Raw genomic sequence first — 23,999 nt, forward strand, 5'->3', positions numbered from 1 at the left:
GCGGGTCCGGCCCCCCCCGGTGAGCGGACCGCACGACGCGGGTCACCGGCTGTGGGTGACGGTGATCCGGAACACCGCGTGGTCCGGGGCGATGCGGCCGAGGCCGGCGTCGGGAATCCATGAGCAGCACCACCCGGGGGCCCGCGCCCGCGCACGGATCGACATCACCGCCGCCATCAGGGAGGAGGCCCCGCCGGCAGCTCGCCGCCTAGGGGGGCCGCCAAGCCGTCCCTGCGGGGCGTCGCCCGCCAACCGGGCATGGCATCCTCCGCGCCGCACCGCCACTTCCCGAGCCGCGACGACTGCTCACCGCGTTCATCATCAACGCCTACGACTCCCTCGGCGAGAGCGCGGAGGCCGCGCACTCCGCCGTCGCCGTCGCCGACCCCGTCCGGCGCTGGGTCGCGGTCCGTGAGGCGGTACGTGGCTGGGCGCTGGCGCATCCGCACGAGTACTCCCTGATCTACGGCACGCCCGTGCCCGGCTGCGGCGCACCCCTGACGACCGTCCCCGCCGACTCCCGCGTCGGACTCCTCCTGACCGGCGTCGCACGGGACGCGGGCCGGACCGCCCCGCCTGCCGCGCCGCCCCCTTCCGGCCGAGCCGCGCGCCGAGGCGAGCGAATCACGGCCGACGTCGCCCCCGACCTCCCCCCCCCCGGAGACCGCCGCCGCACTGGTCGCGGCCTGGGCCCAGCCGTACGGGCTGGTCGGATTCGAGGTGTTCGGCCGGTTCAGCCCCATGGTCGAGGACCGCGAGCCCTTCTTCCGCCATGCGGCGACCGAACTCGCCGGGGGAGTGGGGTCGGCGTAGGGACGTCGATCCCGGGGCGGGACCGCCGGTGCCCCCGGCGTCCGGTCGTACTTCGCCGGGAGTACACGCGATCACCTCGTCCGGCTGACGTCCGCCCAGGCCGGGGGCGTCTAGCGTGGCGGACATGGACGAGCGGCGGGTGCGCGAGCGGGGCGGGCCGGTGCGGTGGTGGCGGTACGGGCCGCCGTGGCCGGGACACCGCGAGGACGAGGAACCGGGCAGCCACCGGCCCTGGCGCTCCACCGTCCTGCTCACCGCGTTCGTGCTCATCGGCTCGAACTTCGCCGCCCACGAGCAGCAGGGCGAACGTGCGGCGCTCGACCCGTTCGCGCGCGTTCTGCTGGTCGTCGCCGCGGGTCTGCTGCTCTGGCGGCACCGGCATCCGGTGCCCGTCGTGTTCGGTACGGCCGCCGCCACCGCGGTCTACCTGGGCGCCGGCTACCCGTACGGGCCGGTCCTCCTGACCGTCGCCGTGGCCTGCTTCGCCGCCGTCGTCGCGGGGCACCGCCGAGCCGCCTGGACGGCCCTGGGCGTGCTGTGGACCGTGCGCCTGCTGGTCGCGCACTGGCTGTACCGGTGGCTGCCGCCGTCCGGGGACCGGCCCGCCTCCTTCGCCCAGGAGATCGTCGTCGCCACCTGGGTCGTGGTCATCGTCGCCGTCTCCGAGCTGGCCCGGACCCGGCGAGAGCAGTGGGCCCGGGATCGGGCCGAGCGCGCGCAGGCCGCCCGGCGGCGGGCCGACGAGGAGCGGCTGCGCATCGCCCGCGAACTGCACGACGTCCTCGCCCACAGCCTCTCCGTCATCAACGTGCAGGCGGGCGTGGGCCTCGCGCTCCTCGACACCGATCCGGAGCAGGCGCGCACCGCGCTCACCACGATCAAGTCCGCCAGCAAGGAGGCACTCGGTGATGTGCGCCAGGTGCTCGACACCCTGCGCACCCCCGGCGACGCCCCGCGCACCCCCGCGCCCGGCCTGGACCGGCTGCCCGAACTGGTGGAGCAGGCGGCGCGGGCCGGACTGACCGTCGAGGTGACGGGGAGGCCGCCCCGGCTGCCGCCCGGCACGGACCTCGCCGCGTTCCGCATCGTCCAGGAGGCCCTGACCAATGTCGTACGGCACTCCGGGTCCCGTCACGCGCGCGTGCACCTCGATCGGGCGAGTGGGGCACTGCGGCTGAGGATCGACGACGACGGGCCGTCGGTCGGCACGGACGCGGGCGGCAGCGGCAACGGCCTGGCCGGAATGCGGGAGCGGGCCGCGGCGCTGGGTGGCACGATCGAGGCGGGCCCGAGGGCGGACGGCGGCTTCCGCGTCCTCGCCGTCCTGCCGTCGGCAGCCGGGCCGGAGCGGTGAGCCACCCGCTGCCGTCCCCCACCGAAGCCGAGGAGGTCCCGGTGATCCGCGTACTGCTGGCCGACGACCAGTCACTGGTCCGCGCCGGCTTCCGGGCGCTGCTCGACGCCCAGCCGGACATCGAGGTGGTCGGGGAGGCCCCCGACGGCGAGGAGGCGGTGCGGCTCGTGCGCGAGCTGAGGCCCGACGTCGTCCTGATGGACATCCGGATGCCGCACCTCGACGGACTGGCCGCGACCCGCCGGTCACCGGCGACCCGGCCCTCGATGCCGTCAGGGTGGTCATGCTCACCACCTTCGAACTCGACGAGTACGTCTTCGAAGCGATCCGGTCCGGCGCCTCGGGCTTCCTGGTCAAGGACACCGAACCGGAGGAACTCCTGCGTGCCGTACGGGCGGTGGTGGCGGGGGACGCCCTGCTGTCGCCCGGGGTCACCCGGCGGCTCATCGCGGAGTTCGCCGCCCGTTCCAAGGCGCCCGCGGCCGACTCCGAGCTGGCCCGGCTCACCGAGCGGGAACGGGAGGTGATGGCGCTCGTCGGGATCGGTCTGACCAACGAGGAGATCGCCCGCCGTCTGGTGGTCAGTCCGCTCACCGCGAAGACCCACGTCAGTCGCACGATGGTGAAGCTCGGCGCCCGTGACCGGGCCCAACTGGTGGTGCTCGCCTACGAGTCGGGGCTGGTCCGGCCCGGCTGGCTGGGCTGACCCCCGGGGCGTTCGGACCCGCCGTCGGTGCGGCGGGCCGTGGCGTGGGTGTGACCGGTGGTGCCGGCGCCGGCCCCGGGAGGGGTGGCGGTGTGGCCGGCGGCTTCCCCGGTGGGCGTGGCCGCGCGGTGCTCGGGGAACCGGAGGAGCACGCTCACCACCCGCACCGCGAACAGCACGGGCGTGACCGTGAGTCCCACGTGCAGGAGCACCTTCTCGACGGTGGCGGGGAGTTCGAACAGCAGCGCCGGTCCGGCGACCGCCCCGAACAGCACCGCCGCCGCGAAGGCCGCGCTGAGCACCGCGTATCCGATCTCGACGGTGATCGCGTCCCGTTCCGCCTGCGTGCGGCGTCCCCCGTGGCCGGTCATAGGGGAAGTCTCACAGGAGGGCGCCCGGCGGGCAACAGCACGCCGGGCGCCCTCCGGAGGCGTCCCCCTAGTCGCGGACCGGAACCCGTTCCGCGTTCGCCTCCTCCACGGTGGACCTGGCGACCAGGACCGAGCCGCGGGTGCGGCGGGTACGCAGGCCGGGAAGGGTGATCAGGAGGCCCAGGGCGGCGACGCCCGTGACCACCATCAGACCGGGGCGGTAACTGTCCAGTACGGCCTGCGGGGTGGGGTCGGCCGGGGCGCCCGCGGTCACCACCGCCGTGACCACCGCCAGGAAGATCGCCCCGCCGACCTGGACGGAGGTGTTGAGCAGGCCGGAGACCATGCCCTGCTCGTGGTCCGCCACGCCGTTCGTGGCCTGGATGTTGAGCGAGGGGAAGACCAGCGCGCAGGCCGCGCCGATCAGCAGCATGCTGGGCAGGATGACCGCCGCGTACACCGGGTCGAGGTCGACGCGCAGGAACAGCGCGTAGCCGACGACCATGAAGGCGAAGCCCGTCACGATCAGCCGTGGGGTGCCGAACCGGTCCACGACCGAGCCGACCCTGGTCGAGGAGAGCGCCACCAGCGCACCCGCCGGCAGGAAGGCCAGCGCGGTGTGCAGCGCCGACCAGTCGAGCAGGTTCTGCATGTACATCGTCGCCAGGAACTGGAAGCCCACGTACGAGCCGAAGAACGCCATCGCCCCGAGCTGGGCGCGTATCTGGCTGCCCGAGCGCAGTACGCCGAGGCGGATCAGCGGGCCGGGTGAGCGCCGTTCGACCCGGACGAAGACGGTCAGCAGGACGGCGACGGCCAGGAAGGACAGCAGCGTGCGGACCGAGGTCCAGCCGGCCTCGGGTGCCTGGACGACGGTGAAGACCAGCAGCAGCATCGACGCGGTGCCGAGGACGGCGCCGGGGATGTCGTAACCGCTGTGGCCCTGCTCGCGTGCGCTGCGCGGCAGCAGCTTCAGGCCCACCACCAGGGCGACCAGGGCTATCGGGGCGGGCAGCAGCATGGTGAGGCGCCAACTGGCCTCCGTGAGCAGGCCGGAGAGGACCAGGCCCATGGAGAAGCCGGTGGCGGCGCAGGTGGTGTAGATGGAGAGCGCGCGGTTGCGCAGCGGGCCCTCCGGGAACGTCGTCGTGATGATCGACAGGCCCGCCGGCGCGGTGAAGGCCGCGCTCAGGCCCTTGATGAACCGGCTGGCGATCAGCAGCGGGCCCGAGTCGACGAGGCCGCCGAGCAGGGAGGCGAGCGCGAAGACACCGAGGGCGACGAGGAAGACCTGGCGGCGGCCGAGCAGGTCGGCCGTGCGTCCGCCGAGGAGCAACAGGCCGCCGTAGCCGAGGATGTATCCGCTGACGATCCACTGCAGGGTCGAGGTGGACAGGCCGAGGTCGGAAGCGATGGACGGCAGGGCGACGCCGACCATCGACACGTCCAGCGCGTCGAGGAACATGGCGGCGCAGAGCACCAGCAGCGTGCCCCACAGCCGGGGAGTCCAGCGAACCGCCGGGGACGGGGTCGCGGGGGAGGGGAGCGGAGAGGTCATGCCGAGGACACTACATGCGCATGCATCGAATGCAAGCGCATTTAATTCCGATGCAATAAACCGGGTTCTCTGCTACGGTGCCGCCATGGCGGCTGACAAGGTCGAACGGGCGCTCGTGGAACAGTGGCGGGAGATGCTCGCCCTGCACGCGCGCACGCAGTGCGAACTCGACCGCGCACTGCACGGACACGGCCTGTGCGCCAGCGACTTCGAGGTGCTCGACGTCCTCTCCGGAACCGCCCCGGCCGGCGCGTGCGACTTCCGTGTCCAGGAGATCGCCGAGCGGGTCCACCTGAGCCAGAGCGCGCTGTCACGGCTGATCGCCCGGCTGGAGAAGGACGGTCTCGTGGCGCGCGCGATGTGTTCCGAGGACCGCCGGGGAGTCCGGGTGGCGCTCACCGAAAGGGGGCGCGCGCTGCACGGCGAGGTGCTCCCCGTGCAACGCTCGGTGCTCACGCGCATGCTGACGGACCCGGACTGACCGCGCGTCAGCTCCAGGTCACGGCAGACTTCTCCCGCCACAGCCGCGCCAGCGAGGCGTCTCCCTCCACGGCGGGGTACGGCAGCCGGTTCCACAGCGACAGATAGAGCAGCGCCGCCGGTCCGGACACCTCGCAGTCCGCGTCCCCTGCGCCGCCGCGCTCCGTCACCGGCGGCTCCGCGGACAGACGTACGGTCCACACCGCGTCGTCGGCGTCCGTCGCCCGCACCCGCAGTACACGGGGAGCCTCGGTGCGCACCCTGCTCCTGGGGCGGGCGTGGAAGGCGCGCAGCAACTCGTCGATGCCGTCCGCCGCGAAGCCGACGGGGAGCGCGGCGGCCGTCTCCTCGGGTGCCGTGCCGCGCGCCGACTCCGCGTCCGCGCGGTGGACGGCCGTCTCGTGCGCCTGCCGCCTGGCCCAGAACGCGAGCGGCGAGGGCGCGGGCAGGAAGTGCCAGCACTCCACGTCCGCGGGCGCGGCGGCGAGCGCGTCGACCAGGCGCCGGTGGCCCGTACGGAACCAGTCGAGCAACTCGCCGCCGTCGAGGTCCGGCGGACCGTCTGCGGGGTACGGCGCGGTACGTCCCTCGGCGACGAACGACGTCGCCCACCGGTGCACCATGCCCGTGTGCCGCAGCAGATCCCGGACCTGCCAGTCCGGACAGGTCGGGACCCTGGCACCGGGCCCCGCCTCGCCCGCCGCGGCGGCGAGGGACCGGCCCTCCTGATCGAGGACGCGGATGAACTCGACGGTCTCCATGGGGGTGAGTGTGCCCGATGGAGTGCGGTCGAAGGGAAGGGGGCCGGGAGGGCGTCGAGGCGCTTGCCGTTCAGGCGGTGCGCGTGCCACCTGGTGCGCGGACACCGGGGTCATGACCGATCGCGACTTCGTACTGCCCGCGCCCGAGGGAGAGGGGTGCGATCCGCTCGCTCCGCGGAATGGCGGGGCACAGCCAGGGGGCCGGTGTGTCGGTTCCTCAGTCGCCTGCCGTGCGCCGCATGGTGAGGCCGATCAGGGCCGCGATCGCCGCCAGGGCCGCGACGCTGGTGAGGGCGGTGGGGAGGGAGAACCAGTCGGCCATGAAACCGATGGCGGGCGGGCCGAGGAGCATGCCGCCGTAGCCGAGGGTGGAGGCGACGGCCACGCCGGTGGGGCCGGCGAGGGTGCCCGCGCGTTCGACCGCCACCGGGAAGAGGTTGGCCAGGCCGAGTCCGGCGACGGTGTAGCCGACGAGTGCTGCCCAGGGCGCCGGGGCGAGGGCGCCGAGCAGCATGCCGACGGCCGCGACGGTGCCGCCGGCGACCACCGTGCGGGTGCGGCCCAGCCGTTCCAGGAGGGTCGTGCCGGTGAGCCTGCCGACGGTCATCGCGAGGGCGAAGCAGGCGTAGCCGGCGGCAGCGAGACCGGGGGAGGCGTCGAGGTCCTGCTGGAGGTGCAGGGCGCCCCAGTCGGCGAGCGCCCCTTCGCCGTAGGCCGTGCACAGGGCGATCAGGCCGAAGACGACGACCAGGCGGCGGGTGCGGGCGGTGAGGCGGGTGGGTTCCGCGGGGCGCGGGTCCGCACCGTCCCGGGAGGGTGCGCCGGCCGGTGCCTGGCGCAGCAGTGCGGGTCCGGCCAGTGCCGTCACCAGCAGACCGACGAGGCCGAGGCCCAGCAGGTGGCGGGTGGGGGAGAGGGAGCCCGCGACCAGGCCGCCGAGGCCGGCGCCGATCATGCCGCCCAGGCTGAACGCCGCGTGGAACGTGGGCATGATGGGCCTGCCCAGGGCGGTGACCAGGTCGACGGCGGCACTGTTGAAGGCCACGTTGATTCCGCCGTAGGCGGCGCCGAAGAGGAGCAGTACGGCGCCCAGCGCGGTCGCGGAGTGGGTCAGCGGGGGCAGGGTGACGCTGAGGGAGAGCAGGACCGCGCAGACCACGGTGACGGGGTGGCTGCCGTACCGCCGGCAGAGGCGGCCGGTGATCAGCATCGTCACCACCGCCCCGGCGGAGACGCCGAGGAGGGCCAGACCGAGGTCACTGGCGGAGGCGCCGGTCTGTTCCTTGATGGCGGGAATGCGCACGACCCAGCCGGCGAAGACGAATCCGTCGAGGGCGAAGAAGACGGTGAGGACGAGGCGGAGCCGGCTGAGGGAGTGGCCCCGCACGGCGATGTGCGAACGGGCTTTGTTTATTGGCGGCACAAAATCAGGCTAAGCGGAACGCCTTACCCCGGCAAGGTAGTTGATGCGTACATGCTTGCGGAACCCTCACGCCCGCGACCACGACCACCGGCAGCGACGGGGCATACGCCTTCTCGGACCTGGACAGCGGGCCGTACACGGTCATCGCGACCGGCTACCCGCCGCGCGCCGCCGGCGTCAGCGTCTCCGGCGGCGACATCGACGGCCACGACCTCGAACTGGCCCACCCTGCCGACTAGTCATTGCGCAGACCGGTCCAGGCGCCGACCGGTGCACGCGGCCGACCGGTGCATCCGGCCGAGCGGTCCACCACGCCGAGCGGTCCACGCGGCCGAGCGGTCCACCAGGCCGACCGGTCCACGCGGCCGACCGGTCCACGCGGCAGACCGGTGCACCCTGGCGACCGGTCCCCCCGGCAGACTGGTTCACCTTCGCCGCGGAGGCGGTTCTAGAAGATGCCCTGACCCGGGACCAGGATCCCCCGCGGGTCGTACGTCTGCTTCGCCGCCTTCAGCGCAGGCCAGGCCGGGCCGAAGTGGGTGCGCCAGTCCGCGCGGGTGAAGGGGATGCTGCCGACGGGGTACTGGGTGCCACCGGCCGCGGCGGCGGCCTCGTAGGCAGAACGGTTGGCGGCCAGGCGGCGGTCGACGGCCGCGGTGTCCTCGGTCGGGGTCGCGCCCAGGATGTCGAAGAGGTACGACACCGGCTCGTCCGTGGTGCGCAGCAGCGGGGTGGTGAGACGCTCGCGCAGCAGGGGGTAGAACAGGACGACGCCGGGGCCCAGTTCGCCCGGGGTGAGCGCGTCCAGGAGCGGTGCGCTCACGGCGGCGGCGGACGTGCCGGGGATCATGAGGTTCAGCCACGGGTGCGCGTAGGTCCAGAAGCCGGCCTCCTTCAGCATGGCGACGAGGGGGGCCAGCCGGTCGAGGAAGTCGTAGTAGGACCGGTCCTCGTACCGCACGCCGGAGGGCGTGTGGCGCAGGCCGCGCAGCAACGACGCGTCGTCCGGGGCGGGGCCGGACGGCGGGCCGTAGACCACCGCCTCCAGCGTGTGCACGCGGAACGCTCCGGCGGCGTCCGGGGTGACCTGGCCCTCGACGTAGTCGAAGCGGCCGTCCTGGACGAGGAGGCGCTGGTCGTCGAGGAAGGTCTCCAGGTCGTCGTAAGTCAGGTGGTAGTGGCGCACGGTCTCGGGCGCGGGCACCAGGCGCAGGGTGGCCTCGACGATGATGCCGCACTGGCCGAGGCCGGCCAGGACGGCGTGGAAGAGGTCGGGACAGCGGGTCGGGGAGCAGCGGACCAGCTCGCCCGCCCCGGTGACGACCCGCAGTTCGGTGACGTTGTCGACCTGGGCGCCGTGCCGGTGGGTCTGGCCCCCGAGGCCGCCCACGGACAGGGTGCCGCCGACGGAGAGTTCGATGTAGTCGGTGAGGACGGGCGGGGTGAGGCCGTGCGCGAGGGTGGCCCTGGCCACCTCGCTCCACCGGGCGCCGGCGCCGACGGTGACGGTGGTGCTGTCCGGTCCCACGCGACCGATGGCCGCGAGGGGCGTGGTCTCGACGACCAGGCCGCCCCGCACCTGCGCCTGGCCGAACGGGGCGTGCCCCCGGCCGCGCGGCGCGACCGGCACGCGGTGCTCGTTGCAGAACCGGACCATGGCGACGACGTCGCGGACCGAGCCCGGCCGCAGGACGGCCGCCGGGCGGTGGTGCACGATGTGCCCGTAATCGTCCGACGCGGCGCTGAGCGAGGCGTCGTCCCTGACGAGTGTGCCGTCCAGGCGTGGAATCCCGGCCAGCCGCGCGTCGGGCTCCGCCGCGTCCGCGCCCCAGGCACGGGCGGCGGGATCGAAGCCGGTCACCGCCGCTCCGGTGACCGTGAGTCCGCGCAGAACGGTACGTCTTGACGGTGTGCGGGGCATACGCACTTCCACCTCTCTACCTCCACGACATCCTCAAAATCGTCAGATCTTGAAATCCTCGACAGGGTAGGGCAGTTCGAGCCGTCACGTACGGTGTTCAGCCAGTGATCCGGTGTGCTCCGCGCGGGCCGGAGCGGTCAGACGGTGAGCACCCGGATTCCGGCCTCCTCGAACCGCAGTACCGTGCGCGCGTCGGCCGCCGAGTCCGTGACCAGGGTGTCCACCGCGTCGGCCGCGCAGATCCGGGCGAAGGCGCGGCGGCCCAGCTTGCCGGAGTCGGCCGCGACGACGACCCGTACGGCGCGCTCGCACAGCAGCCGGTTGACCGCCGCCTCGGCCTCGTCGTGCGCGGCGGCGCCGTGCGTCACATCGAAGGCGACGACGCCCAGCACCGCCACGTCCAGCGTGATCTGCCCCAGCACCCCGTCCGCGAGCGGCCCCACCAGCTCGTACGACTGCGCCCGCGCCACCCCGCCCGTCACCACGATCTTGAACTGGGGGCGCACCGCCAGCTCGGCCGCGATGTTCAGCGCGTTCGTGACCACGGTCAACGCCGGAGAGCCGACGGCCAGATCGCCGCGCACGGCCAGGGCCCGGGCCACCTCCGTGGTCGTCGTGCCGCCGGTCAGCCCCACCGCCTCGCCGGGCCCCACCAGTTCCGCCACCGCCCGCGCGATGCGCTGCTTCTCCGAGGCCCGGCGCGCGGTCTTGTACCGCAACGGCAGCTCGTAGGACACCCCGTGCACGACCGCGCCGCCCCGCGTACGCACCAGCATCTGCTGCTCGGCGAGCTGGTCGAGGTCCCGGCGGATCGTGGCCGCCGACACCCCCAGCTCCGCCGCCGTCTCCTCGACATCCAGCCGGCCGCGCTCCACGAGCAGGTCCAGCAGCGTCTTCCACCGGGTGTCGCGGGACATGAAGACTCCGTTCGCATGCTTGAAGTTGTTCGAAAAGTGGCTCTATCTTGCATGAATCATCACCGTCGGGAGGGTGGGACATGACCCACATCGAGGACGAGCTGACCGGCCAGCCCGAGTGCTGGACCCGCGCCACGACCGAAGTCACCCGCTTCCAAAACGAGTTGCCGACCGAGGGCGAACGCGTCGCGATCGTCGGATGCGGCACCTCCTACTTCATGGCCCGGTCCGCCGCCGCCCTGCGCGAAGGCGCGGGCATGGTGAGACCGACGCCCACGCCGCCTCCGAGTTCCCGTACCACCGCACCTACGACCGGGTCGTCGCCCTCACCCGCTCCGGCACCACCACCGAGGTCGTCGACCTGCTCACCCGGCTGCGCGGGCGTACCCGCACCACCGTGATCACCGCCGACCCCGGCACGCCCGTGACGACCGCGGCCGACCACACCGTGGTCCTCGACCACGCCGACGAACGCTCGGTCGTGCAGACCCGGTTCGCCACCACCGCGCTCACCCTGCTCCGCGCCCACCTCGGCCTGCACACCGACTCCGTCGTCGCCGACGCCCGCACCGCCCTGGCCGAGCCGCTGCCCGAAGGGCTCGTGGAGTGCCGGCAGTTCACCTTCCTGGGCCGCGGCTGGACGGTCGGGCTGGCCGACGAGGCCGCCCTGAAGATGCGTGAGGCGGCCCTCGCCTGGAGCGAGGCGTACCCCGCGATGGAGTACCGCCACGGCCCCATCAGCGTCACCACCGAAGGTACGGCGACCTGGATGTTCGGCGAGGCGCCCGCGGGGCTGGCCGAACAGGTCCGCGCCACCGGCGCCCTGTGGGTCCAGGGCACCCTGGACCCCCTCGCCGAACTCGTGCGCGCCCAACGCCTCGCCGTGGCGGTCGCCCAGGCCCGCGGCCTCGACCCGGACCGGCCGCGCCACCTCACCCGGTCGGTGATCCTCGCGCCTTGACGTGCCCCCTGCGTCCCCCGAACTCCCTGAACCCGCTGCCACCCGGAGCCCCGCCGTCCTGGCGGACGAGGAGACCCCGTGCCCCTCACCACCACCGGTGACCTGGTCACCCGGGCCCGAGCGGCCCGCACCGCCGTCCTCGCCTGCAACATCATCACCCTCGAACACGTCGAGGCGGTCATCACCGGCGCGGAGAACGCCGGGGTGTCCGTCGTCCTCCAGGTCAGCGAGAACGCCGTCAGGTTCCGCCACGGCCGCCTCCTCCCGCTCGCCCGCGCGGCCGCCACCGCCGCCGAACGGGCCACCGTGCCGGTCGCGTTGCACCTGGACCACATACGGACCGAGGCCCTGCTCCAGGAGGCGGCGGACGCCGGATTCAGCTCCGTGATGTACGACGCCTCGCACCTCCCCTACGACGACAACCTCGCCTCCACCCGCGCGGCGGCCGACCGGGCGCACGCCCAAGGCCTCTGGATCGAAGCGGAGTTGGGGGAGATCGGCGGCAAGGACGGGCGACCCGCGCGCGACGCCCACGCCCCCCGGAGCCCGCACCGATCCCACCGAGGCCCGCGCCTTCGTGGCCGACGCGCGCGTGGACGCCCTGGCCGTCGCCGTCGGCAGCGTCCACGCGATGACCACCCGCACCGCCACCCTCGACCACGGACTCCTGCGGCGGCTACGGGATTCCGTGGAGGTGCCGCTCGTGCTGCACGGCTCCTCCGGCCTGCCCGACGACGAGCTGCGGGCGGCCGTCGCGGGCGGCATCACCAAGGTCAACATCGGCACGGCCCTCAACCAGGCGATGACCGGCGCGATCCGTGACCACCTGGCCGCGCATCCCGACGCGGTCGACGTGCGGAGCTACCTCGCCGCCGGACGGGAGGCGATGGCGTACACCGTCGAGCGGATCAGCAGTCGGCTCAGCCCCGCTTGACGGCCTTCAGCACCACGAACTTCGGGTCACCGGCGACCAGTCGACTGTTGCCGAACAGGCGCCGCAGCTTCACGTGGTACCCGAGGTGCCGGTTGCCGACCACCCACAGCTCACCGCCCGGCCGCAGCACGCGGTGCGCCCCGGTGAACATCCGCCAGGCCGTGGCGTCCGTCGTGGCCTGGTGGGAGTGGAAGGGCGGGTTGTTCAGCACGAGGTCCACGCTGTCGTCCGCCACTCCCGCGAGCCCGTCGCCGACCCGGAACTCACCGTGCCCCGGAACCCCGTTGGCCCGGTACGTCGCCTCCGCGGAGGCCACCGCCTGGAACGACTCGTCCGTGAACAGCACCTCCGCCTGCGGGTTGGCCAGCGCCACCGCCGTCCCCACGACGCCGTTGCCGCAACCCAGGTCGACGACCCGCTGCGCGCCCGCCGTCCGCGGCAGATGCCCGAGGAGGAACCGGGTGCCGATGTCGAGCCGGTCGGCGCAGAACACCCCCGCGTGGTTGACGACCGGCCGCCCGGACAGCGGACCGACGTCGGCGGGGAGGTCGTAGCCGTACGGCCACGGGTTGGCCGGTCGCTCCAGCGCGGGGTCGGGAGTGCAGAAGACCAGCCGGGCCTTCTGCCGGGCGAGGGAGGTGCGGGTGGGGCCGAGGATCCGCTCGAACAGCTGGAGGGTCGAGGTGTGGATCTCCTTGACCATGCCGGTGCCGACCACGACCGTCCCCGCGTGCACCGAGGGCGCCAGCCGCAGCAACTGGTCCTCCAGCAGCGCGAGGCTCTTCGGCACCCGTACCAGCAGTACGTCGACCCGCTCGGGCGGCGGGTCCTGCGTGGTCAGCAGCCGCACGGAACCGGGCTCGACGCCGTTGCGGGCGAGGTTCGCCCGGGTCGCCTCCTGCCCCAGCCAGGAATCGGTGATCTGGGTCGGGCGGTGCCCGGCCAGCGCCGTGACCAGCGCGCCCCAGCGGTCACCGAGCACGACGACCGTGCCGGACAGCGGAACGTCCTGCTCTTCCAGGTGGCGCAACAGGTACGCGTCGGAGGCGTCCCAGGCGCGCAGCCTGTCACGCGGGTCCTCGGGGTGGCGGGCCAGTGCGACCTCGCCCCACGGCGTCGTCATACGGTCGTTCATCGTGGGTCAAGGCTAGCCCAGCCGCAGCTCAGACCCGGTGGGGCAGGATGGTGCCATGGACACCGAGCTGTTTCCCCGGGAACGCGCGGAGATCGCGCCGGGCGCCGTGCACCTGCCGGACTGGCTGGACACGACCGCTCAGCGGGAGCTGCTGGCGGCCTGCCGGGACTGGGCCCGCCCGCCCGCCGGACTGCGCACCGTCCGCACACCCGGCGGCGGCACCATGACCGCCCGCCAGGTCTGCCTCGGACTGCACTGGTACCCGTACGCCTACGCCAGCACGGTCGTCGACGGCGACGGCGCCCCCGTGAAGCCCTTCCCCGCCTGGCTGGGCGAGCTGGGCCGACGGGCGGTGACCGACGCGCTCGGCCCGCAGACCGCCGGGCGGGCGGCGTACGACATCGCGCTGATCAACTTCTACGACGGCGACGCCCGCATGGGCATGCACCGCGACGCCGACGAGAAGTCGGAGGCGCCCGTGGTGTCCCTCAGCCTCGGCGACACCTGCGTGTTCCGCTTCGGCAACACCGAGACCCGTACCCGCCCCTACACCGACGTCGAGCTGCGCAGCGGCGACCTGTTCGTGTTCGGCGGGCCCTCCCGGCTCGCCTACCACGGCGTGCCGCGGGTGTTTCCGGGGACGGCTCCGGCCGGGCTGGGCCTGACCGGCAGACTGAACGTCACCCTGCGGGTCGGCGGCTTCTCCGACGCTCCCTGACGCCCCCGGTCCGGGGCAGGGCCGATCCGAGGCAAACGCCCTGGCGGATCATGGGAGACTCGCCCTCATGAGCGGCAAGGCGGACCCCCGGCCGGCGGGGGATGGGACCACCTCGAGGGCGCGGCTGGACCGGGGGCGCGGTGCGCTCGGTCCCGCGCTGGAGCTCGTGCACACCGGGCGGGCGCCGACCCGCGCGGTGCTCACCGCCGAACTCGGTGTCACCCGTGCCACGGCGGGCGCGGTCGCCGCCGAACTGGAGGCGCTGGGGCTGATCCGGGTCGACGCACGGCCCGGCGCCGCCGCCGGCTCGCAGGGCCGGCCCTCCCACCGGCTCGAGGTCGACGAGGAGGGCCCCGTCGTGCTGGCCGCCCAGGTGCACGCCGACGGCTTCCGGGCCGCACTGGTCGGCCTCGGGGGGCGCATCGTCGCCACGACCCCCAGCTGCGAGGCCGTCGACGCCGACCCGGCCAAGGTGCTCGGCGCCGCCGTGGACGCGGGCGCCGACCTGCTGCGACGGACCGGCCGGCGCTGCGTGGGCGCCGGACTCGCCGTGCCGTCCGCGGTGACCGCACCCGAGGGCCTCGCGCTGAACCCGCTCCACCTGGCCTGGCCGGTGGGGGCGCCGGTACGGGAGATCTTCGCCGAGCGGGTTCGCGCGGCGGGCGTCGACGGTCCCGCGTTCGCCGCCAACGACGTCAACGCGGCCGCCCTCGCCGAACACCGGCACGGCGCCGGACGCGGCGCCCGCGATCTGCTGTGCGTGGCCACCGGCCACCGCGGGGTCGGTGGCGCGCTGGTCCTCGACGGCCGCCTGCACACGGGCAGTTCGGGCCTCGCCCTCGAAGTCGGGCACCTCACCGTCAACCCCGAGGGCCGCCCCTGCCACTGCGGCAGCCGCGGCTGCCTCGACGTCGAGGCCGACCCCCTGGCGCTGCTCACCACGGCCGGCCGCGAGCCCGGCCCCGAGGGCTCCCTGCTCCAGCAGGCCAACGAACTGATCCGCGAGGAGTACGCCGACCCCGTCGTCCACACGGCCGCGGAGGCCCTGATCGACCGCCTCGGCCTGGGCCTGGCGGGCCTGGTCAACATCCTCAACCCCGACCGCATCATCCTCGGCGGCCTGCACCGCACCCTCCTGGACACCGACCCCGACCGGCTCCGCGCGGTCGTCGCCGACCGCAGCCTGTGGGGCCGCAGCGGTGGCGTCCCCATCCTCGCCTGCTCCCTCGACCACAACAGCCTGGTCGGAGCGGCGGAGCTGGCCTGGCAGCCGGTGCTGGACGATCCGCTGGCGGCGCTGAGCGGCCGATAGGGGGCCGGGGCAGGCGCCGTTAGGGGCAGGCGTCCGCTCGGAAGTCCTCCATCGTCGCCGTCAGGCGGCCGGCCCGGTCGGTGCGTGGCGTGTGGGGGTTGGTGGGGTGGTGTGCCCGGCTGGGTGGGTGCGTGGCGTGTGGGCGCTGGCGGGACGGCGTGCCCGGCCCGGTCGGTGCGTGGCGCGTCGGCACCGGCGGGGTGGTGCACCCGTCACGGTCGGCGCCTGGCGCGTCGGCACCGGCGGAGTGGCGTACCCGGCCCGATCGGCGCCTGGTCAGAGGGGCGGGCGTGACGGCCACGGGGGCCGTCGAGCAGGAGTTGGCCGGGGTCCAGCCGTGCCGACTGGAGGTGCGGCCGTCCTCCGGCGCCCGAGGCATCCGGTCGTCGACGCTCCCGCCCTCGCCTTCCGGTGGCCAGTGCACAGGTGACGAGTCCCTCGACGGAGGGGGACCGGCTCCACCGTGCCACCGTGTCGCTCCGGTCCCGCGCGGTCCCCGTGCGAGGGGGCGCTCCCGACATAGCCGTGACAGGCCGTCAGCACCCCGACCGGTCGCCCGGCCCCGGTCACCGTGACGCCGGCGAGGCCCTCGACCGGCACGGTGCGACCGGCCCGACGGACGCCGAGGTGGCGGTTGGAGCCCGCCGCTGCGCCGGCCGGACCGGCGGCACGGCTCGACGCAGGTCACCACGGCGCGTCGCACTCGCAGGAGGACCCTCGATGGCCGAGCCTCCGCCTCCCGGCGGCTGTCGTACCCGCACGATCAAGCCCCTGGCGGCCCGGTCCGGTGCCGAACGGTCACCGGGCACGGCCGGCCGACCTGATGCGTGCCGCGTCGAAGTGACGCCGTCCCGTCCCGTACCGTCCGAAGTACCCCCGCTATGGATCAGGAAGTTGCCGTCATGACCGACAAGCTGACCGTGAGTGTGCTGGGCACCGGCATCATGGGTGCCGCGATGGCCCGCAACCTCGCCCGCGCCGGACACACCGTCCGCGCCTGGAACCGCACCCGCGCCAAGGCCGAGCCGCTGGCCGCCGACGGCATCGCCGTCGCGGGCAGCCCGGCCGACGCGGTCCGTGACGCCGATGTCGTGCTGACCATGGTCCACGACGGGCCCGCCGCCCTGGAAGCCATGCGCGCGGCGGCCCCCGGACTGCGGGAGGGCACCGCCTGGGTGCAGTCGACGACCGCCGGTGTCGACGCCGTCGAGGACCTGGCAGCGTTCGCCCGCGACAACGGCCTCGTCTTCTTCGACGCGCCCGTGCTGGGCACCCGCCGGCCCGCCGAGGCCGGTCAGCTGACCGTGCTGGCGGCCGGGCCGGACGCCCACCGCGACGCCGTGCGTCCCGTCCTGGACGCGGTGGGCGTCCGCACGGTGTGGACCGGTGAGGACGGCGCGGCCGGCACCGCCACCCGCCTGAAGCTGGTCGCCAACAGCTGGGTGCTCGCGGCCACCGCCGCCGCCGGCGAGGTCCTGGCCCTGTCCAAGGCCCTCGACGTCGACCCGAACGACTTCTTCGAGCTGATCGCCGGCGGCCCCCTGGACATGGGCTATCTGCGGGCCAAGTCCGCGCTGGTACTCGAAGACCGGCTCACGCCGCCGCAGTTCGGCGTGGCCACCGCCGCCAAGGACGCCCGTCTGATCGTCGAGGCGGGCGCCAAGCGCGGTGTCCGGCTGGACGTGGCCGCCGCGACCGCAGACCGCCTGGAGCGTGCCGTCGTCCAGGGCCACGCCGACGAGGACATGGCCGCCGCCTACTTCGCCAGCTTCGAGGACCAGCCGCCCGCCTGACCGGCGGGACGAAGCCGTGCACCGCCCCCACTCTCGCCCACTCTCCGAGGAGGAACCGCATGTCCGAGCCGCCACTGCCGCCCGAGGCCGTCGCACTGCTGAGCCGTCCCAACCCCTGCGTGATGGCGACCTGCGCGCCGACGGCACCCCCGTGTCCACGCCCACCTGGTACGTGTGGGACGAGGGCCGGGTCCTGATCAACCTCGACGAGAGCCGGGTCCGGCTGAAGCACCTGCGCCGCGACCCCCGCGTCACCCTCACCGTCCTGGACGGCGAGAACTGGTACACCCACGTCACCCTCATCGGCCGCGTGACCGAACTGCGCGACGACGAGGGCCTTGCCGACATCGACCGCATCTCCTCGCACTACACCGGCAACCCCTACCCGGACCGGGTGCGGGCCCGCGTCAGCGCCTGGATCGAGGTCGACCGCTGGCACGGCTGGGGCGCGATGAAGGACAGCGAACAGCCGTCGCCGTGACGGCACCGGCCCGGCCGCACCGTCACGCCGGTGCGGCGCGGTGGGGCCGGGCCACCAACTCGCCCCCGCAGTTGGGGCAGACGTCCCCCATGGCCTCGGCGCACGGCACGCAGAAGGTGCACTCGTAGGAACAGATACGGGCGGGCGCGTCGTACGGCAGGGCCGCCGTCGTGCAGCGCTCGCAGCGGTCGCGCATCTCCAGGGCCATGGCCGGGCGCTCCTCGTGGACGGTGTGTGGTCTCGCAGCCCATCCTCGGCACATCCACCGCCCACGGCAGCCGTGCGGCGGGCCGGAGATCGACACGATCGGGCCATGGCCCCCGGGTCTCTCGGGCGAGGGCTACCTCCACCGCGCGCCGAAGGCCCGCCCGGGATTCTCCGTCAGCATCCCCGCACGCCTCATCCCCGCACGCCTCCTCGCCGACGGCGAACGCGGTTCACCACCCGCGGCCACCGGGCAGGGCCGAGCGTCCCGGCGCCGACAGGTGCAGCACCTGGAACAGGTCCCCGTCCGCCTCCGGCGTGCCGTGCTCCCACAGCGAGAAGTGCACGGCCTCCCACCGGCTGGTGTCGACGGCCGCCGCCGCGAGGACCGCCCCGTCCTGCCGCGCCAGCCGCCCGGCCTCCTCCGCCGCCTCCCGCGCCACCTCGGCGTGCACCGCCCCGTCCGGCACCGGCACACGGTGTCGTACGGCGAACAGGGCCGGGGAACCGGCGGCGACGCCCTCCTCGTACGCCAGGCCCGTCCACTGCCGTACCGCCGGACGCCCGAAGTCGTCGCTCAGGGCCTGGAAGGGGCCGCCGAACAGGAAGGCGTTCATGCCCTCCGTGGTGTTCCACAGGTAGAACGGCGCGTACTGGCTGACCGGCGATCCGTGCACCCCGCGCTCGCGCAGCAGGTACGCCTTGACCCCCAGGCCCTGCCAGTCGTCCAGGAAGTGTCCGACGCGGGCCACGCGCGCGCGGACGATCCCGGTGTCGTAGTCGGCGGGCAGCGTCAGTTCGTACTGCATCGCGTGCATCGGGCTCCTCGGACGGTGGGGTGGTCCTGTGGGTGGAGCAGGGAGAGCAGGCCGCGGACGCCCGCGTCGAAGGCGGCGGGCGAGCCGGACGCGCGTGCGAGGACGTAGCCGCCCTGCACCGTCGCGAGGACGGTCGCCGCGATCGCCTCGCCGTCCAGCTCCGGCCCGAACTGACCCTGCTCCTTGCCCTCCTCGACGATCCCGGCGATGCGCTCGCGGATCGCGTCGAGGGTCGCGTCGACCGGCGCGCGCAGCTCGTCGCTGGCGACGACGTCCGGGTCCATCGTCAGCCGGCCGACCGGGCAGCCGCGCAGCACGTCCCGCTCGCGGCGCAGATAGGCCTCGATGCGCTCGTACGGGGTTCCGGGCCCGTCGAGCACTGCCTCTGCCGCGGCACGCAGCTCGTCGGCCGTCCGTCGGATCGCCGCCAGGGCGAGGTCCGGCTTCCCCGTGAAGTGGTGGTACATGCTGCCCTGTCCGGCGCCGGCCCGCTCCAGGATCGCCTTCGGGCTGGTGCCCACGTAACCGCGCTCCCAGAGCAGCTCCCGGGTGGACTCGATCAGTCGCTCCGCAGTGCTCACGCCTCGACTGTACATACTGGTAGTTACAGAAGTCGAGCACCGAGGACCGAGCATGCGGGAGCCACCCACGCGTACGCGCGTACTCCCCGGGAGGCAGTGGCGCTGCCGCCGCCCTACGACGACCGGGCCCCCCGGCGGGAGTCTCGGGGCAGCACCGGAACACCTATCTGGGAGATGACCGAGATGCAGACTCTGGCGAACCGGGGCGGTGGTCCCGGCCCGTGGATCCTGTTCCTCCCGCTGATCCGGGCTGCCGTCGTGATCGGCGTCGTGACCCTCCTGCGCCGCACGGGGTGGTGCGGCCGCAGCGGCCCCTGGGCCGCCGACCCCCGACCGAGCGGCGACTCCCCCCTCGCGGTCCTCGGCTGCCGCTTCGCCTCCGGCGACATCGACGAGGACGAGTACTGGCGCCGACTCTCCGTCCTGGACGAGCGGTTCGGCCGTGAGGGCGGTGCCTGACGGGCCTCGTCGCGGGAGTTCTGGCGGGCCTGCGCCCGGCCCGGTGCCTGCGGGGCACGCCCGGACGTACCGCGGGCCGTCGTGAGGGAGTGGTCCCGGTGGTGAGGGGCGGCCGCCCCGGCGCCCGGCCCGCTGCATGACTCCGTCGTACGGCAAAGGGGTCACCGCCCGGTCAGCCGACGACGGCCGACCGGGCGGGAGCATGTGCGGGGCTGAGGTCGCCGACCGTCACGACCTCCGGGAAGAGCCGGTCCGCGGCCAGCCGGCGCGGAGGCCGCGCCGCCCGCTCAGGTGCCACGACCGCCGCCGGCAGCGTGAACCAGACGACCTTGCCGGACTCGCCGTCCGGCCGGGCGCCCCAGTCCTCGCTCACCGCGGCCACCATGGCGAGCCCTCGCCCGCAGGTGGCGAACGAGTCGACCGCGTCGATGCCGTCGACCTCCGGAAGCCGGGGGTCGTGGTCGCGCACCGAGACCGTGAGCCGGTCGAGGAGCAGTTCCAGCTCCACGGTGCACGTCTTGTCGGGCTGGGCGTGCAGATGGACGTTGGTCAACAGCTCGGTCACGCCGAGTGCCGCCCGGTCTATGAGGGGATCGAGATGCCAGTAGCGCAGTTGCGCCGACACGATTCTGCGGACTTGGCCGATCCGCGACGGCAAAGCTTGGAGCTCTACCGTGCAATGCCTGCTTGGGTTGCTGATCACGGCTGCGACTCCCCGACTTGAGTCCGGAAGAACACGGAGTTCGGATCGATCGGAGCAGTACGTCTGCGCTAGGGCGGCCGCCTGCTGACATGGCCGGCGGGCTGGTTCGCAGCGTTATCGCCGGTAAACCCAGAGTGACGTGAGAACAGCGTGGCCCAGGAGGCAGGAGTGCGCAACTCGCGGTCGCCGTGCGGCCACTCCGGGTCCGTGCGGTTCTCCGCCCCGCGGGACCCGCGGGACCCGGGGCGGCTGGGTGCCGCGGCCCGCCCGTCAGTCCTTGCGTCCCGCCGCCCTGCGTACGGCCTCGATGAACCGGCGTGCCGCGGGGGGCCCAGGCTCACCGGGTGCCGGGTCGTGGTCGCCCAGGGTCAGCAGGTAGCGGTTGCCGTTGAGGTCGGCCAGCGCCCGGTCCTCCGGGGCGAACCAGGGCCGGGAGGCGCGTACCGCCTGCACCGGCGCGCTGTCGATCTCGCTGCCGTAGCTGGTGAGCAACTCAAGCCTGCCGTCGTTGATCCGGACCTGTCCGGCCCGGGTGAGCGAGCGCAGTCGCTTCCCGATCCGTACGCCCGTCGCCGTGAACTCCGGCTCCGCCATCCCCGCCCCCTTGCGCGTGGGTGTGCCGGCCCATGTTCCTGAGCGGGCCGGAAACCAGCTCGTGATCTCCAGTGTGCGCCCCCTGCGGGGTGCCTTGATCCAGTGCGGATCGTCCCCGTGCGGAACCTCCCGTCCCGCCGGGTGCAGTCTGCCCGCGCGGGGCGTGGAGCACCAGTACGCACGACGCCCGGTCCGGGGGCGCCCGGAGCACTCGCGCGAATGCGCCCCCGTCGGTGTACCCGCCGTCCCCATGGCCTCCTTTGGGGCCCTCAAAGATGCGTTTATGCAGGTGAGAAGCGTGTGAAAGCTGCCTATGATCGAGGTGTCGGCCGCGTGAGGCGCCGCCGGCGCCCCGCACGAAGGAGCCCCGCCGTGACCAGCACCCAGCAGACCCGGACCGGCGTGACCCTCGACGTCGACCGCAGCGATTCCGCCTACCGCCGCTGGCTGAAAGAAGCCGTCCGCAAGGTCCAGGCCGACGCCAACCGCTCCGCCGACACCCACCTGCTGCGCTTCCCGTTGCCCGAGCGGTGGGGCATCGACCTCTATCTGAAGGACGAGTCGACCCACCCCACCGGCAGCCTCAAGCACCGGCTCGCCCGCTCCCTCTTCCTGTACGCGCTGTGCAACGGCTGGATCAGGCCGGACCGCCCGGTGATCGAGGCGTCCAGCGGTTCGACGGCCGTCTCCGAGGCCTACTTCGCCAAGCTGATCGGCGTGCCCTTCATCGCCGTCATGCCCCGCACGACGAGCCCCGAGAAGATCCGCCTGATCCAGTTCCACGGGGGACAGTGCCACTTCGTGGACGACTCACGGAAGATGTACGAGGAGTCCGCCCGCCTCGCGACCGACACCGGCGGCCACTACATGGACCAGTTCACCTACGCCGAGCGGGCCACGGACTGGCGCGGCAACAACAACATCGCCGAATCCATCTTCCGCCAACTGGAGCTGGAGCGCTTCCCGGAGCCCGCGTGGATCGTCGCCACGGCCGGCACCGGCGGCACCTCCGCGACCCTCGCCCGGTACGTCCACTACACACAGCACGACACCCGCATCTGCGTCGCCGACCCCGAGAACTCCTGCTTCTTCGAGGGCTGGACCACCGGCGATCCGGACGTCACCTGCGACTGCGGCTCACGGATCGAGGGCATCGGGCGGCCCCGCATGGAGCCCAGCTTCGTGCCCGGCGCCGTCGACCGGATGATGAAGGTCCCGGACGCCGCCAGCGTGGCCGCCGTCCGCGCCCTGGAGGGCGCCATCGGCCGCAAGGCGGGCGGCTCGACGGGCACCGGCCTGTGGAGCGCCTTGAAGATCGTCGCCGAGATGGTGGCCGAGGGCCGGCAGGGCAGCGTGGTCACCCTGCTGTGCGACCCCGGCGACCGCTACCTCGACAAGTACTACTCCGACGCCTGGCTCGCCGAACAGGGCCTGAACATCGGCCCGTACAGCGCCGCGATCGCCTCCCTGCTGGCGACGGGGGTGTGGACGGACTGAGGGGGCACGACCGATCCGCGTCCGTTCCGCGCCGGATCCGCTGCCCGGCCGTCTCTCACGCCCGCCCGGCGATGCGCCGGTCCAGCAGCGCCACCGCGCCCCGAAAGCTCCGCCCCATGCCCGGCCGGCCAGCCGCAGCGCACCCCGGAAGGCGGCCGTCCCGTCCGCGGCGAACGTCCACCGCACCCGCGTCCCCGAACCGGCCGGCGCCAGCCGCCACTCCTCGACCAGGGCCCGCGTCCCCGGCGCGTTGGTGACGTCGATCCGGTAGGCGTACACCTCGGGTTCCTCCGACAGGAGGACGGATTCGCGGAACCGCGTGCCGCCCCTGAGCCGTACGTCGCGCCCCGCACCGTCCTCGGTCACCCGAGCGGACGTCACCGCGGGGAACCAGGCGGCCCACCCGGTCACGTCCTCGGCCAGTGCGTGGAAGACCTGCTCCGGCGCCGCGGCGACCTCCTCCGCGAAGACCAGCCGCACCGGCGCGGTCGTGAGGAAGCCGAGTCCTTCGGGACGCAGACGGTGAGCCATGCCGACAGCTCCTAGGACCGGGAAAACGGGTGCGTCACCCTAACCGGCGTCCCGTCAGATGTCTGCACCGTCGGCGGGCTCACCGGCGACTACCAGCCGCCGCAGATGCTCGGCGATCTCCGCGCGGGCCGCGCCCGGCAGCCCGGCGTCCGTCACCAGCGTGTCGACCTGCTCCAGCGCCGCGAAGGAACTCAGGCCCACCACACCCCACTTGGTGTGGTCGGCGACCACCACGACCCGGCGCGCCGACTGCACCAGCCGCCGGTTGGTCTCCGCCTCCGCCAGGTTCGGCGTCGACAGACCGGCCTCCGCCGATATCCCGTGCACGCCGAGGAACAGCACGTCGAAGTGGAGCGCCGCGATGGCCTGGTCGGCGACCGGCCCCACCAGCGAGTCGGACGGCGTGCGCACCCCGCCGGTCAGCACGACCGTGGCCGCGCCCTGCCGGGGGCCCGAGGTGCGCTGCGCCACGTGGAAGACGTCGGCCACCCGCACCGAGTTGGTCACCACCGTCAGATCCGCCACGTCCACCAGCTGATGGGCGAGCGCGTAGGTCGTCGTACCTCCCGACAGCGCGATCGCGCTGCCCGGCGTGACCAGCTCCGCCGCGGCCCGCGCGATGTCCTCCTTGGCGCTCAGCTCCAGGCCGGACTTGGCCTCGAAGCCGGGCTCGTGCGTGCTCGCCTCCACGATCGGCACCGCACCGCCGTGCACCTTCTCCAGGACACCCTGCCGGGACAGCGCGTCGAGGTCGCGGCGCACCGTCATGTCCGACACGCCGAGCTTGCGGGTCAGCTCGTTGACCCGGACACCGCCCCGGCGCCGGACCTCGTCCAGGATCAGTGCGCGCCGCTGCTCCGCGAGGAGGTTCTGATTCTCACTCACGACGCTCCGGTCCTCTCGACTCAAGCCGATCCACTCCGTCCGACACGCCCGCGCACCTGCCACGACATGGACATTCTGCCGGTCGGCGG

At 73.7% G+C, this 23,999-nt stretch carries 20 protein-coding genes and 7 pseudogenes; 13 read left to right on the top strand and 14 right to left on the bottom strand.

The features are described 5' to 3' along the window. The first annotated feature begins 91 nt into the window (after positions 1 to 91). The 3 genes and pseudogenes from BM536_RS05925 to BM536_RS05935 all read left to right on the top strand — a co-directional run bounded on the left by BM536_RS05925 (position 92) and on the right by BM536_RS05935 (position 2,873). Positions 92 to 813 (top strand): annotated as a pseudogene (locus tag BM536_RS05925) (TetR/AcrR family transcriptional regulator). 124 nt (positions 814 to 937) lie between these two features. Beyond that, positions 938 to 2,167 (top strand): sensor histidine kinase, encoded by a 1,230-nt coding sequence (locus BM536_RS05930; RefSeq protein WP_094102628.1) that lies wholly within the window; start codon positions 938 to 940, stop codon positions 2,165 to 2,167. Between the two features lie 41 nt (positions 2,168 to 2,208). Continuing rightward, a pseudogene (locus BM536_RS05935) lies at positions 2,209 to 2,873 on the top strand (response regulator). Here the strand turns inward: BM536_RS05935 and BM536_RS05940 are convergent. Together BM536_RS05940 and BM536_RS05945 are read right to left on the bottom strand one after the other, a co-directional pair. After that, positions 2,834 to 3,244 carry a DUF6332 family protein gene (locus BM536_RS05940; protein ID WP_073491284.1) on the bottom strand — a complete coding sequence of 137 codons (411 nt, stop codon included), beginning with the start codon at positions 3,242 to 3,244 and terminating at the stop codon, positions 2,834 to 2,836. The pseudogene BM536_RS05935 and the gene BM536_RS05940 sit on opposite strands and share 40 nt — an antisense overlap. Before the next feature lie 67 nt (positions 3,245 to 3,311). After that, on the bottom strand, positions 3,312 to 4,802 hold the full coding sequence (locus tag BM536_RS05945; protein WP_073491283.1) for an MFS transporter: 1,491 nt from the start codon (positions 4,800 to 4,802) through the stop codon (positions 3,312 to 3,314). An 85-nt stretch (positions 4,803 to 4,887) separates the two neighbouring features. Between BM536_RS05945 and BM536_RS05950 the strand changes: the two genes are divergently transcribed. Beyond that, positions 4,888 to 5,283, top strand: a complete 396-nt coding sequence (locus BM536_RS05950) for a MarR family winged helix-turn-helix transcriptional regulator (RefSeq protein WP_073491282.1) — start codon at positions 4,888 to 4,890, stop codon at positions 5,281 to 5,283. Positions 5,284 to 5,290: 7 nt separating this feature from the next. On the opposite strand, the gene BM536_RS05955 is transcribed toward BM536_RS05950, so the two are convergent. Beyond that, positions 5,291 to 6,043 carry a maleylpyruvate isomerase family mycothiol-dependent enzyme gene (locus tag BM536_RS05955; RefSeq protein ID WP_094102630.1) on the bottom strand — a complete coding sequence of 251 codons (753 nt, stop codon included), beginning with the start codon at positions 6,041 to 6,043 and terminating at the stop codon, positions 5,291 to 5,293. 217 nt (positions 6,044 to 6,260) lie between these two features. Next, entirely contained in the window at positions 6,261 to 7,466 is a 1,206-nt protein-coding gene (locus BM536_RS05960; RefSeq protein ID WP_211362830.1) for an MFS transporter, read from the bottom strand. Positions 7,467 to 7,540: 74 nt separating this feature from the next. Here BM536_RS05960 and BM536_RS44750 point away from each other — a divergent pair. Next, a pseudogene (locus BM536_RS44750) lies at positions 7,541 to 7,705 on the top strand (carboxypeptidase-like regulatory domain-containing protein); the annotation flags it as partial. A gap of 209 nt (positions 7,706 to 7,914) precedes the next feature. Here BM536_RS44750 and BM536_RS05965 read toward each other — a convergent pair. Both BM536_RS05965 and BM536_RS05970 read right to left on the bottom strand, forming a co-directional pair. Further along, entirely contained in the window at positions 7,915 to 9,387 is a 1,473-nt protein-coding gene (locus BM536_RS05965; RefSeq protein WP_073491281.1) for an FAD-binding protein, read from the bottom strand. Between the two features lie 137 nt (positions 9,388 to 9,524). Beyond that, a complete protein-coding gene (locus BM536_RS05970; protein WP_094102631.1) occupies positions 9,525 to 10,304 on the bottom strand; it encodes a DeoR/GlpR family DNA-binding transcription regulator in 780 nt (259 codons plus the stop codon). 80 nt (positions 10,305 to 10,384) lie between these two features. On the opposite strand from BM536_RS05970, the pseudogene BM536_RS05975 reads away from it, so the two are divergent. Both BM536_RS05975 and BM536_RS05980 read left to right on the top strand, forming a co-directional pair. Further along, positions 10,385 to 11,265, top strand: a pseudogene (locus BM536_RS05975) (SIS domain-containing protein). 78 nt (positions 11,266 to 11,343) lie between these two features. After that, positions 11,344 to 12,199, top strand: a pseudogene (locus BM536_RS05980) (class II fructose-bisphosphate aldolase). On the opposite strand, the gene BM536_RS05985 reads toward BM536_RS05980, so the two are convergent. Next, entirely contained in the window at positions 12,186 to 13,322 is a 1,137-nt protein-coding gene (locus tag BM536_RS05985) for a methyltransferase (protein WP_073491279.1), read from the bottom strand. The pseudogene BM536_RS05980 and the gene BM536_RS05985 overlap by 14 nt on opposite strands. 67 nt (positions 13,323 to 13,389) lie before the next feature. Between BM536_RS05985 and BM536_RS05990 the strand changes: the two genes are divergently transcribed. The 4 genes and pseudogenes from BM536_RS05990 (at position 13,390) to BM536_RS06005 (ending at position 17,638) form a co-directional block, all read left to right on the top strand. Further along, the gene (locus tag BM536_RS05990) at positions 13,390 to 14,052 is read left to right on the top strand and encodes an alpha-ketoglutarate-dependent dioxygenase AlkB family protein (RefSeq protein ID WP_094102632.1); all 663 of its coding nucleotides are present in this window, start codon (positions 13,390 to 13,392) and stop codon (positions 14,050 to 14,052) included. Between the two features lie 67 nt (positions 14,053 to 14,119). Then, positions 14,120 to 15,364 (top strand): ROK family protein, encoded by a 1,245-nt coding sequence (locus BM536_RS05995; RefSeq protein WP_094102633.1) that lies wholly within the window; start codon positions 14,120 to 14,122, stop codon positions 15,362 to 15,364. Positions 15,365 to 16,266: 902 nt separating this feature from the next. Next, the gene (locus BM536_RS06000; protein WP_073491277.1) at positions 16,267 to 17,157 is read left to right on the top strand and encodes an NAD(P)-dependent oxidoreductase; all 891 of its coding nucleotides are present in this window, start codon (positions 16,267 to 16,269) and stop codon (positions 17,155 to 17,157) included. A gap of 59 nt (positions 17,158 to 17,216) precedes the next feature. Further along, a pseudogene (locus BM536_RS06005) lies at positions 17,217 to 17,638 on the top strand (PPOX class F420-dependent oxidoreductase). A gap of 22 nt (positions 17,639 to 17,660) precedes the next feature. On the opposite strand, the gene BM536_RS06010 reads toward BM536_RS06005, so the two are convergent. The 3 genes from BM536_RS06010 to BM536_RS06020 form a co-directional block, all read right to left on the bottom strand. Beyond that, entirely contained in the window at positions 17,661 to 17,846 is a 186-nt protein-coding gene (locus BM536_RS06010; protein WP_073491275.1) for a DUF1272 domain-containing protein, read from the bottom strand. 229 nt (positions 17,847 to 18,075) lie between these two features. Then, the gene (locus BM536_RS06015; RefSeq protein ID WP_073491274.1) at positions 18,076 to 18,660 is read right to left on the bottom strand and encodes a DUF4865 family protein; all 585 of its coding nucleotides are present in this window, start codon (positions 18,658 to 18,660) and stop codon (positions 18,076 to 18,078) included. Then, on the bottom strand, positions 18,636 to 19,256 hold the full coding sequence (locus tag BM536_RS06020; protein ID WP_170109883.1) for a TetR/AcrR family transcriptional regulator: 621 nt from the start codon (positions 19,254 to 19,256) through the stop codon (positions 18,636 to 18,638). Before BM536_RS06020 ends, BM536_RS06015 begins: the two co-directional genes overlap by 25 nt. A 168-nt stretch (positions 19,257 to 19,424) precedes the next feature. On the opposite strand from BM536_RS06020, the gene BM536_RS06025 reads away from it, so the two are divergent. Continuing rightward, positions 19,425 to 19,700 carry an SHOCT domain-containing protein gene (locus tag BM536_RS06025; RefSeq protein WP_094102684.1) on the top strand — a complete coding sequence of 92 codons (276 nt, stop codon included), beginning with the start codon at positions 19,425 to 19,427 and terminating at the stop codon, positions 19,698 to 19,700. Positions 19,701 to 19,872: 172 nt separating this feature from the next. Here the strand turns inward: BM536_RS06025 and BM536_RS06030 are convergent, their stop codons facing one another. Then, complete coding sequence (locus tag BM536_RS06030) at positions 19,873 to 20,403, bottom strand: ATP-binding protein (RefSeq protein ID WP_073491273.1); 531 nt, start codon at positions 20,401 to 20,403, stop codon at positions 19,873 to 19,875. Positions 20,404 to 20,673: 270 nt separating this feature from the next. Further along, the gene (locus BM536_RS06035; protein ID WP_073491272.1) at positions 20,674 to 20,997 is read right to left on the bottom strand and encodes a hypothetical protein; all 324 of its coding nucleotides are present in this window, start codon (positions 20,995 to 20,997) and stop codon (positions 20,674 to 20,676) included. 372 nt (positions 20,998 to 21,369) lie between these two features. Here BM536_RS06035 and cds1 point away from each other — a divergent pair, with 372 nt between their 5' ends. After that, positions 21,370 to 22,494, top strand: coding sequence for an L-cysteine desulfhydrase Cds1 (cds1, locus tag BM536_RS06040; protein WP_073491271.1), 1,125 nt, complete (start codon positions 21,370 to 21,372; stop codon positions 22,492 to 22,494). A 55-nt stretch (positions 22,495 to 22,549) separates the two neighbouring features. Here cds1 and BM536_RS06045 read toward each other — a convergent pair. After that, positions 22,550 to 23,025, bottom strand: a pseudogene (locus BM536_RS06045) (SRPBCC family protein). A gap of 54 nt (positions 23,026 to 23,079) precedes the next feature. Beyond that, positions 23,080 to 23,910 (bottom strand): DeoR/GlpR family DNA-binding transcription regulator, encoded by an 831-nt coding sequence (locus tag BM536_RS06050; RefSeq protein ID WP_094102635.1) that lies wholly within the window; start codon positions 23,908 to 23,910, stop codon positions 23,080 to 23,082. Between the last annotated feature and the right edge of the window lie 89 nt (positions 23,911 to 23,999).

This window comes from Streptomyces phaeoluteigriseus (genome assembly GCF_001896135.2).
GTDB classification, from domain to species: Bacteria; Actinomycetota; Actinomycetes; order Streptomycetales; family Streptomycetaceae; genus Streptomyces; species Streptomyces phaeoluteigriseus.

Bases quoted from the DNA above. Each gene is read 5' to 3' on its own strand.
- BM536_RS05930 (WP_094102628.1), top strand. From the start codon at position 938: ATGGACGAGCGGCGGGTGCGCGAGCGGGGCGGGCCGGTGCGGTGGTGG.
- BM536_RS05940 (WP_073491284.1), bottom strand. From the start codon at position 3,244: ATGACCGGCCACGGGGGACGCCGCACGCAGGCGGAACGGGACGCGATC.
- BM536_RS05945 (WP_073491283.1), bottom strand. From the start codon at position 4,802: ATGACCTCTCCGCTCCCCTCCCCCGCGACCCCGTCCCCGGCGGTTCGC.
- BM536_RS05950 (WP_073491282.1), top strand. From the start codon at position 4,888: ATGGCGGCTGACAAGGTCGAACGGGCGCTCGTGGAACAGTGGCGGGAG.
- BM536_RS05955 (WP_094102630.1), bottom strand. From the start codon at position 6,043: ATGGAGACCGTCGAGTTCATCCGCGTCCTCGATCAGGAGGGCCGGTCC.
- BM536_RS05965 (WP_073491281.1), bottom strand. From the start codon at position 9,387: ATGCCCCGCACACCGTCAAGACGTACCGTTCTGCGCGGACTCACGGTC.
- BM536_RS05970 (WP_094102631.1), bottom strand. From the start codon at position 10,304: ATGTCCCGCGACACCCGGTGGAAGACGCTGCTGGACCTGCTCGTGGAG.
- BM536_RS05985 (WP_073491279.1), bottom strand. From the start codon at position 13,322: ATGACGACGCCGTGGGGCGAGGTCGCACTGGCCCGCCACCCCGAGGAC.
- BM536_RS05990 (WP_094102632.1), top strand. From the start codon at position 13,390: ATGGACACCGAGCTGTTTCCCCGGGAACGCGCGGAGATCGCGCCGGGC.
- BM536_RS05995 (WP_094102633.1), top strand. From the start codon at position 14,120: ATGAGCGGCAAGGCGGACCCCCGGCCGGCGGGGGATGGGACCACCTCG.
- BM536_RS06000 (WP_073491277.1), top strand. From the start codon at position 16,267: ATGACCGACAAGCTGACCGTGAGTGTGCTGGGCACCGGCATCATGGGT.
- BM536_RS06010 (WP_073491275.1), bottom strand. From the start codon at position 17,846: ATGGCCCTGGAGATGCGCGACCGCTGCGAGCGCTGCACGACGGCGGCC.
- BM536_RS06015 (WP_073491274.1), bottom strand. From the start codon at position 18,660: ATGCACGCGATGCAGTACGAACTGACGCTGCCCGCCGACTACGACACC.
- BM536_RS06020 (WP_170109883.1), bottom strand. From the start codon at position 19,256: ATGTACAGTCGAGGCGTGAGCACTGCGGAGCGACTGATCGAGTCCACC.
- BM536_RS06025 (WP_094102684.1), top strand. From the start codon at position 19,425: ATGCAGACTCTGGCGAACCGGGGCGGTGGTCCCGGCCCGTGGATCCTG.
- BM536_RS06035 (WP_073491272.1), bottom strand. From the start codon at position 20,997: ATGGCGGAGCCGGAGTTCACGGCGACGGGCGTACGGATCGGGAAGCGA.